This window comes from Fibrobacter sp. (assembly GCF_017551775.1).
GTDB lineage: Bacteria > Fibrobacterota > Fibrobacteria > Fibrobacterales > Fibrobacteraceae > Fibrobacter.
Genome location: NZ_JAFZKX010000080.1, coordinates 22,732 through 31,299, shown reverse-complemented (window position 1 = coordinate 31,299; position 8,568 = coordinate 22,732). Strand labels below are relative to the sequence as shown.

7 protein-coding genes, 1 tRNA gene and 1 pseudogene are annotated in these 8,568 nt (G+C 56.4%); all 9 read left to right on the top strand.

From position 1 onward, the window contains the following. A pseudogene (locus IK012_RS13625) lies at positions 1 to 110 on the top strand (DNA-directed RNA polymerase subunit alpha); the annotation flags it as partial. A gap of 2 nt (positions 111 to 112) precedes the next feature. Beyond that, on the top strand, positions 113 to 580 hold the full coding sequence (gene rplQ / locus IK012_RS09950) for a 50S ribosomal protein L17 (protein ID WP_173344018.1): 468 nt from the start codon (positions 113 to 115) through the stop codon (positions 578 to 580). 122 nt (positions 581 to 702) lie between these two features. Then, positions 703 to 1,869 carry a polysaccharide biosynthesis/export family protein gene (locus IK012_RS09945; protein WP_290953854.1) on the top strand — a complete coding sequence of 389 codons (1,167 nt, stop codon included), beginning with the start codon at positions 703 to 705 and terminating at the stop codon, positions 1,867 to 1,869. Between the two features lie 4 nt (positions 1,870 to 1,873). Continuing rightward, the gene (locus IK012_RS09940) at positions 1,874 to 3,049 is read left to right on the top strand and encodes a hypothetical protein (protein ID WP_290953851.1); all 1,176 of its coding nucleotides are present in this window, start codon (positions 1,874 to 1,876) and stop codon (positions 3,047 to 3,049) included. Further along, on the top strand, positions 3,046 to 4,413 hold the full coding sequence (locus IK012_RS09935; protein ID WP_290953848.1) for an O-antigen ligase: 1,368 nt from the start codon (positions 3,046 to 3,048) through the stop codon (positions 4,411 to 4,413). Before IK012_RS09940 ends, IK012_RS09935 begins: the two co-directional genes overlap by 4 nt. Further along, positions 4,410 to 5,729: a glycosyltransferase family 4 protein gene (locus tag IK012_RS09930; RefSeq protein WP_290953846.1), complete on the top strand. Its 1,320-nt coding sequence runs from the start codon at positions 4,410 to 4,412 to the stop codon at positions 5,727 to 5,729. The genes IK012_RS09935 and IK012_RS09930 overlap by 4 nt, the downstream gene beginning before the upstream one ends. A 3-nt stretch (positions 5,730 to 5,732) precedes the next feature. Next, positions 5,733 to 7,127, top strand: coding sequence for an oligosaccharide flippase family protein (locus tag IK012_RS09925; RefSeq protein WP_290953844.1), 1,395 nt, complete (start codon positions 5,733 to 5,735; stop codon positions 7,125 to 7,127). 63 nt (positions 7,128 to 7,190) lie between these two features. Next, positions 7,191 to 7,270: transfer RNA gene (locus IK012_RS09920), tRNA-Leu, on the top strand. A 35-nt stretch (positions 7,271 to 7,305) separates the two neighbouring features. After that, the gene (gene tig, locus IK012_RS09915; RefSeq protein WP_290953841.1) at positions 7,306 to 8,565 is read left to right on the top strand and encodes a trigger factor; all 1,260 of its coding nucleotides are present in this window, start codon (positions 7,306 to 7,308) and stop codon (positions 8,563 to 8,565) included. Positions 8,566 to 8,568: the final 3 nt, after the last annotated feature.

The window sequence follows — 8,568 nt, the reverse complement described above, 5'->3', positions numbered from 1 at the left end:
TGCTCAAATACAAGAACTTCGGAAGGAAGTCCTTGGTGGAACTTAACGAGGTATTGACCTCCATGGGCCTCTCTTTTGGCATGGACGTCGATGACTACTTGAAGGATTAACAATGAGACACGGTGTAAAGAACAAGAAACTCGGTGTTAACGCCGAACACAAGCGTGCCATCCTCCGCGCCCTTACCACTTCCATTATTGGCAAGGGCATGGAAGCCGAACAGTCTGCCCGCTACGTGCGCACTACGCTCCACAAGGCTAAGATTGTCCGCTCCAACGTGGACCGCATGATTACCTACGCAAAGAAGGGTGACCTCTCCGCTCGTCGCGAAGCGGCCCGCTTCCTTACGGACCCGAAGGTCCTCCAGGACCTTTTCGCCACCATCGGCCCGCGCTATGCAAACCGCAACGGTGGTTACACTCGCATCATCAAGCTCGGCCCGAACCGCGCTGGTGACGCCGCCGAAATGGCCCTCATCGGCCTCGTCGAAGACGAGATCGTCGTGAAGGAAAAGAAGGCTGCCGAACCCGCCAAGTCCGATGCCGTGAGCATGGTCGAAGGCGAAGGCAAGTCCGCTTAATTCAGGCGAAAGCTTTAGGAAGGCCCGGTCGACAGACCGGGTTTTTCTATATGTGAAAAATTCGCAGAAATCTTTGTCTTTCAATGAAATCTGAAAGTTTGCGTTTTTGTATATTTTCAAATATGCTTCGATTTTTGTTTTTGATTCTCGCTTTTTCCGTTTCTGCGGCATTGGCCGGTGAATCGTCTTTTTCTGTAGGCGCACCTCAGTTCCAGACTCAAGAGGCTAAGTTCCAGAGGGCCAGCACGGTCCAGGAACCCATCAACCTGGAAGGCGCCATCGATTCCTCTTATGTCGTTGGTCCCGGTGACTTTTTCGAGATTCTTATTCCCAAGGGAATAGACGTTGTCCAGGTTTCGCCCGAAGGCAGCGTGTCCGTTCCCGGCTGCGGCATCGTGAAGGTGGATTCCCTGCCGCTGAACCAGGCGAAGGCCGCCATCTTGGGCCTGCTGCTCACGAAGTACGAAGAAAAGTTCGTGCAGGTGCAGATTGTCAAGATGAAGAAGGTGCATGTCTCCGTGCTCGGCGCCGTGAACGCTCCGGGATTCCGCGCCATCGACCCGCAGACGCGCCTGAGTACGATGATCGGCTACGTGAACGGGTTCAAGCCGCTTGCCGACAAGAAGAACATGAAGCTTATCCGCAACAAGGATACGCTGAACATCGACTTTACCAAGTACGAAATGGAAGGCATCGACAGCATCAATATTCAGCTTCAGAACGATGACGTCATTTTCGTACCTTACGCGAAATCGAACCAGACGATTACCATCGGTACGCTCAAGGTTTCCGAGACCGTAACGCATGTGGAAGGCCGTACGTTTGGCGAATACCTGGACAACCTGAAGACGTTTACGGCTGGCGACAATAGGTGGGCGAAGGTTACCACTCCTGACGGCAAGGTGGAAACTTACGAGATTTCGAAAATTCGCGACAGGGTTTTCGAGCCCCGCACAAAGATTGAACTCTGGCAGAAGGAGCCCCTGGTTTATGTGGGCGGTGCCGTTGCCGCGGTGGGCCGTGCGCTGTACAATCCGGACTTCCATGCCATCGATTACATCGGCGCTTCGGGCGTTACGATTATAACGGGTTCCTGGAGCCGCGTGAGCGTGATCCGCGACGGGAAGAGCTTCTCCATCGATCCCTACCACGATACGATTATGCCGGGTGACTATATCGAGATTCCGCGTACCGTTTATGAAGCGGTCAAGGATGTCACCCTATTCCTCGCATCGCTGTTGAGCGTGTTCTCGACGGCTATCGTCATCTATCAGTTTGGTAATAAGTAATCCTATGTCGTACTTTGACGTCTTTTGCTACTGCCTGAGAAAGAAGAAGTTCTTCGCGATTCCCTTCATTATCGCGTTGCTTTGCTTTTTCCTGGCATGGATTCTGCCTCCGGTCTTCAAGACGGAAATCCGCCTGAAGATTGATGCTTCTAGCGACAGTTCCCCCATGTCCGCACTCTCTACGGCGTACAAGTCGCTGACTTCTTCCGGCGCGTCGGGGCTTTCGTCCTTCCTTTCTTCTTCCAAGGCGATGAAGCCTTCGGACCTGTACCTGGAAATACTTTCCGGGCGTGAAATCGCGCTCAGCACGATTCACAAGTTCCACCTGGACACGATGTACAAGAAGGAGTCCAACGAACTGCTTTTGAAGAAGTTCGACAAGGACATCAAGATTGACGAGGACCAGTCCGGCGTGATTTCGTGCGCGATGGAATCCAAGCACAAGGTGATGGCCCGCGACATCGTTCGGTATATGGTGGCGCAGTCCAACGAAAAGTACCTGAAGCTCCAGAGGGAGAACCTCCAGTATTCCCTGGATTATCTCAAGAAGTCGCAGAGGGAACTGACGGACTCCGTGAGGAACATCGGCCAGGAACTGGTGCAGTTCTACAGGGACAACAACCTGGTGGATCTGAAGAGCCAGATGGAATTGACCCTGACTGTGCTGGGCGGCTACGAGGGCCAGATAAACAACTTCAAACTTTCGGAACGCATGTCCGGCAAGGACAATGCCGACGCCCACGAAATGCGCAAGAAGCGCCAGTTGCTGGAACAGAAGTTCAGGGAACTGCGCGGTTCTTACAGCGAAAATTACAAGCCTTCCGACAAGTCCATGTATATCAACTCCGGCTGGGCCGTTTCCAAGATGCTGTATGAGCAGCAGCGCCAGGCGGATTTGAAGCTCTATGCTACCATGCTGGAGGCAGCCTCGATCGAAATCATGGAGACCGAGGCCATGATACTGAAGACCCAGCCGGTCATCCAGATTATCCAGGACGCTTACTTGCCGGACTGGAAGGAACGTCCCAAGAGGGCTAAGTGGGCTATCGCGGGCTTTGCCGTATCGCTCACCCTGACCTTGCTGTTCATCATTCTCCGTGGCCTCCTCTCGGGCGAGATTCCGAACTCAGAACCAGTCAGGGAAAAGCTGCTGCAGATAAAGACCTCCCTGTTCAAATGAAGCTAGCGAAGGCACTGCTTGTTATCGCATCCATTCTGGTGACGGGATTCTTTATGATATCCTCGGATACCAACTATACCGGAGCGATAACATTCTGCCTTCTTCTTTGGTCCCTCTTCTTCGCTTTTTTCATGGACAAGCCGCTGGCCAGCGTCTTGCTCATGATTATTTCGCTGCATTGGTTCCAGCTGGACGGGATGACGATTACGCTGTACTTTATCCCGGTGGCGGTCATCCTCTTTTTGCTTTATGCGCTGAACCGGCGGGAACTGCGGATGGACAAGCCTATCCTGGCGGCGGTCGCGCTTGTCTTCGGGCATATGGGCCTGGTGCTCCTTACGAAGCCGTTCCCGATTGAGTACATCTTCTTCTATATCAACGCGGTCTGCTTCGTGTTTTTCTGGGGTTCGTCCCTGTTCAAGTGGGATTCGGCGAAGGTGCAGACGATACTCAACGCGCATCTCGCCTTCATGGTCGGCTGGGGATTTGTCGAGCGCGTGGTGTCCTCGGCGCCGCGTATCGAGGGGCCGGCCCTGAGCTCCACGAACTTTGCCGTGATGCTCGTGGTGGCCTGGACCATCTGGCTCGTGAACGGCCTGCTGGAGCGCAATTACAAGTGGACGACGCTTGGGATAGGCTCGTTGCTCGTGCTTGTGGTGGTGCTGTTCAGCGGTACCCGAATGGGTATTTTGGGCATGGGCCTTTGCGGCGTGCTGATGATTATTTGCAAGCTCTACCTGAAGTACGAACGCCAGGTGATGCGTTTTCTGGTGTACTTCACGATATCGTTCGCGGCATTCTGCGCTTTCGCCTATGTGGTGTGGCGGCTTTTGCCCGATGACCTGTTCTTGAAGCAGGGCATGATGACCTTCCTGAGCGGCAAGCTGGACATGAGTTCGCTCGGGCGCCTGGGTGCTTGGGCCACGGCCTTGGACATTATCCGCACCGATCCCATGTGGGGTGTGGGCCCGGGAAATTTCCTGGTGCGCAACAAGATGCTGCTGGATTCGTTCTCCATGATTCCCGTCGTGGAAATTACTCCGCGGCTCGGGCATGCGCATAACGTGTTCCTGCTCGTGCTTTCGGAGCAGGGCTTTGTCGGTTTCGCGGTGCTGGGCTCGTTCTGCCTTGTCGGGCTGTACTATTTGCTGCGCTGCATCAGGCGTTACAAGAGCGGCTTGGGCCTTGCCCTTCTGTGCGGCGGCATTGTCACGCTGTTCCTCGGAATGTTCGACGTGTTCCCGTTGTTCCCCTCGTCTCTGGTATGGGGCGCTTGGTACATGTCCGTGCTTTATTCGCTCCGCGGCTACAAGGGTGAGCCTGACGCAAAACTGCCAGAAACGAAAGAGGAGACGCAGAAATGAGAATCGCGTTCCTCAGCACTTTTTTTGTGGGCGAGTACGGGGTGACCCGCGTGCTTGCCGCGCAGATGCCCTTGCTTGTGGCGGCCGGCCACCAAGTGGATTTGTACGCCTGCTTTTTGGACAAGTCGCTTGTCGCGAAGGGCGTGCATGCGGTGCGCGTGCCGACGCATTTCAGGGGCCTGCGGGAATGCTTGCGGCGTGGCGCCTACGATGTGGTTGTCGCCTGCACGGAGCAGTTCTTTTCGCTGGTCGCGAGCTGGAAGCTCGATGCGGTCACTGTGGCCTACGAGCATGGGTATATCCCGGTGGAGCTGACCGTCCCCGCGGAGCGCGAACAGCACCGCAAGATGATTGAGGAAAGGGTCAAGCGCATTTACCCCGCGTTCGATTACGTGGTGACCATCAGCAAGTATGCGGTGGATTACATCCGGTGGCCGAAGGCTTTTGTGCTGTATAACGGCGCGGACCATTTTGCGAAGGCTCTTTCGGATTGCAGTCGGGACTCTGCGGGTAAGGACTGCGCCGCGGGTCTGAACGGCGCCTCCGGTAACGATTGCTCCGCTGGTAAGGAATGCGCCGCGGGTTTGAACAGCATTTCCGGTAAAAACTGTGCCGCCTCGACGGTGCCGCCGGTCCGCGTTCTGGCCGTATGCAGGTACCGCGAAGTCGAGTGGGAAGGCAAGGGCATGGACGACTTCTGCCGCCTGAAAAAAGATTTGGGCGACCGCGTGGACATCACCGTCGTCGGCGGCGGGGATGCGGTCACCTGCAAGAAGCTTGCCGATGCGGGCGTCCGCGGGCTGGGCGCCGTGAAGGATCCGGTCGAGATGGCGCGCCTGTACGAAGGTTGCGACGTGCTGGTGAGTTTCTCCCGCTGTGAGATGTTCAACCTGCCGCTTGCCGAAGCGGGTTTTGCGCACAGGCCCGCGCTCGCGTTGAACGTGTGCGCGCATCCGGAAGTGACTCCGTTCGTGTTCCCGGGCTACGAGGAAATCCGGGACTACATTGCGGGCGCCACCGCGCAGTCCCTGCGTGCGGACGGCGAAAAGATGTTCGCGTTTGTCGACGGGAAGTTCCGCTGGGAGATGAACGCCAGGCGCCTCTTGGAATTCCTGGAACGCGTCTCGGGTTCCGCAAATAGTGCCGCGGACCTCTCGGGAAGCAGTGCGGGCGGCGCATCTGGCAGTACCTCGCGTGCCCCGAGTTCCTTGCGTAAAAAATCGCGCAAGCCGTCACCGCTGTTCCACATGCGTTGGGGCTTCTGGCAATGTCGTGAATTTGTTCGTAATACGCTCCGCAAGGTGGCGGGGAGGTAACCCATGCGGATGAATTCGCTCTTGTTGAATGCGGGCATGAACGGCATGGCCCAGGGCGTAAGCAAGCTCATCCGCTTCGCCATCACGAGTATCGCGCTGGTCCGTTACGGGGCCGCCTCCTGGGGCGAAATCGCGTTTGCCCTCACGGTCCTTACCTACCTGAACTTCGTCCTGGATTTCGGGCTTTCGTCGCTCGCGCTTATCGAGCGTCCCGACGACAAGGGGCTGGACCGCAAGTTCTATATCGCGTTGTCGTATGTCCGCGGGTTCCTGATTCTTGCGATGTTCGCTCTCGCGGCGGGTGCTACCTGCCTGTTCGACATTTCCAGCGGGTTCATCCTGAAGGCGTACCTCCTGCAGCTCTTCTTGAAGCCCTTCAATTTCGACTGGTTCCTTTCGCGCAAGGGCTATACCGCCTATTCGCCGCTGGTCCAGACCGTACGGCAAATCGCGATTCTGGGCGTGATGCTCGTGGTCAGCATGCCTTCCATCGAGAACTTCGTGATTCTCGACGTGGGTACCGAAATCCTCGCCACGTTCGTCCTCTGGATTATAGGCCCCAAGAAGGAATTCCGGTTCGGCCCGCCCTCCAGGCAGGAACTGCGCGGCGCCATGAGCTGCTACAGGGGCTCCCTCATCCTGTTCGTTTCTTCGTCCTTGCTGCTCTTCCACCAGAACTTCGACATCTTCGTGCTGAAGTATTTTGTGGGCAACGCGGCCGTGGGCATCTACGATTACTGCTTCCGCTACGCGATGTTCATCTTTGTGCTGGGGAGCAGCCTGAGTATCCCGCTGCGTCGCCAGCTTGCGCGCCTGAAGGAGGCGAACGCGACGGATGCCCGCAGCGAACTGGTATTCTGTTCCCACAAGGTATTGGGGCTGCTCAGCGCGGCCTTCCTGTTCGGCACCATGTGCTTTTCGGAAATGTTCTTCTCGGTGGTGGTTCCCGTGGATATGGAATTCGACCCGCCGAAGGTCCTAATCTTGTTTGCGTGCTGGCTGGTGCTCTCGTTCTATTCCGTCCCGTGGAGCGAATGGCTGATTTCCCAGTCCCGCAAGAGGTATCTGGCGCTTGCCATCGTGGCGGGTGTCGTGAATATCGCTTCCAACCTGCTGTTGGTTCCCGCGTTCCAGGTTTCGGGGGCGGCTGTGGCCAAGATTCTTTCTGAAGTGGGAATATTCGTGTTCCTGTTCCTGTGCGTGCCTCCCGAGATGCGCCGCCATATTTTCAAGACGGCGGGAATACACGTGCTGCTGCTGCCCGCGGTGGTCTGGTTCTTTGTGGAAGGCTCGCTCCCCCTGTGGCTCATGGGCGTAACCGCGGTTGCGGAACTGCTGTACATAGTATTCGCGAAGTATATCACGCGCGAAGACATCAAGGTTCTTTCACGGAATTAGACCCGCGGAACAGGATTTCCCTTTTTGTCTTGGGCGAAATTTTCTAAATTTGCTCCCAAGTTCGCGAAAGTGGCGGAATTGGCAGACGCGCCAGACTTAGGATCTGGTACTTCGGTGTGAGGGTTCGACTCCCTCCTTTCGCAGAGAATTTCATATTAACAGTATATCGGAGTCTATAATGTCCGTTGAAATCAAAGAAACAAGCGCCACCCTGCGCACCCTCTCCGTAACCATCCCCGAAGCCGATCTCGCCGCACCGTTCGAGAAGAAGCTCGCCCAGTACAAGAAGCAGGTTGCCCTCAAGGGCTTCCGCCAGGGCATGGTTCCGAAGGCCATGGTCTTGAAGCAGTTCGGCGACGCCATCCGTCACGAAGTCGTGAACGAGACCGTCGACAAGGTTATCGGCGAAGAGCTCAAGAAGGCGAACATCATCCCCGTTGGCCAGCTCAAGGTGACCGAGTTCAAGGAAGACAAGGAAAACGGCATCAGCATGACTGTCGAAGTCGAAGTCGACCCCGAAATTGATATCAAGGGCTATGCCGACACGGGCATCACCGTCCCCGACACCGCCGTGCACGAAGAAGAAGTCCAGGCCGAGTTCGACCGCCTTTCCCAGATGTGGAGCAAGGACGAACACGTCGACCGCGAAGCCAAGAAGGGCGACGTCGTCGTGGGCAACTACATCGAAGTCGTGATTGACGGCGAAAAGCAGGAACTCCCCGAAAACAAGGAATTCCGCAGCCTGCTCGGCGAATCCGCCAGCCCGGGATTTGACCAGGGCCTCATGGGCGTCAAGGCCGGCGAAAAGAAGGAAATCAACTTCAAGTACCCCGATGACCACAAGGACGAACGTTACCGCGGCAAGACCGCCCAGTTCAACGTGGAAATCACGGACGTGCGCGAAGTCGTTCCGCCCACCTTCGACGAAGAATTCTGCAAGCAGATCGGCGTGAAGGATGTTGAAGAACTCAAGAACAACCTCGCCGAAAGCCTCGCCAACCAGAAGATTGACGCCGCCAAGACCAAGGCCGTCAACGAAGCCATCGACAAGCTCATCGAAAGCAACCCGTTCGACGTGCCGAACGCCCGCGTGTACGACCTCATCAAGTGGTCCATGAACCGCAACGCCCAGAGCGAGAAGGACGTGGTGGAACCGACCGAGGAACAGCTCAAGGAACTCGGCCCCGAGGCCATCCGCGAGATCAAGAAGCACCGCATTCTCGACTTCGTCGCCACCAAGGAAAAGCTCAAGGCTACCCAGGCTCAGGTGGACGAACGCCTGAAGCAGATGGCCAACGCCTACCACGTGGATTTCGAAACCCTCAAGGGTCATTTCCGTCAGAGCGGCCGTATCAACCAGCTCCGCGACGAACTCCGCGTTCAGATGGCTGCCGACTTCATCGTGGGTATCCGTCCGGCTGCTGAAGAATCCAAGTAAGAG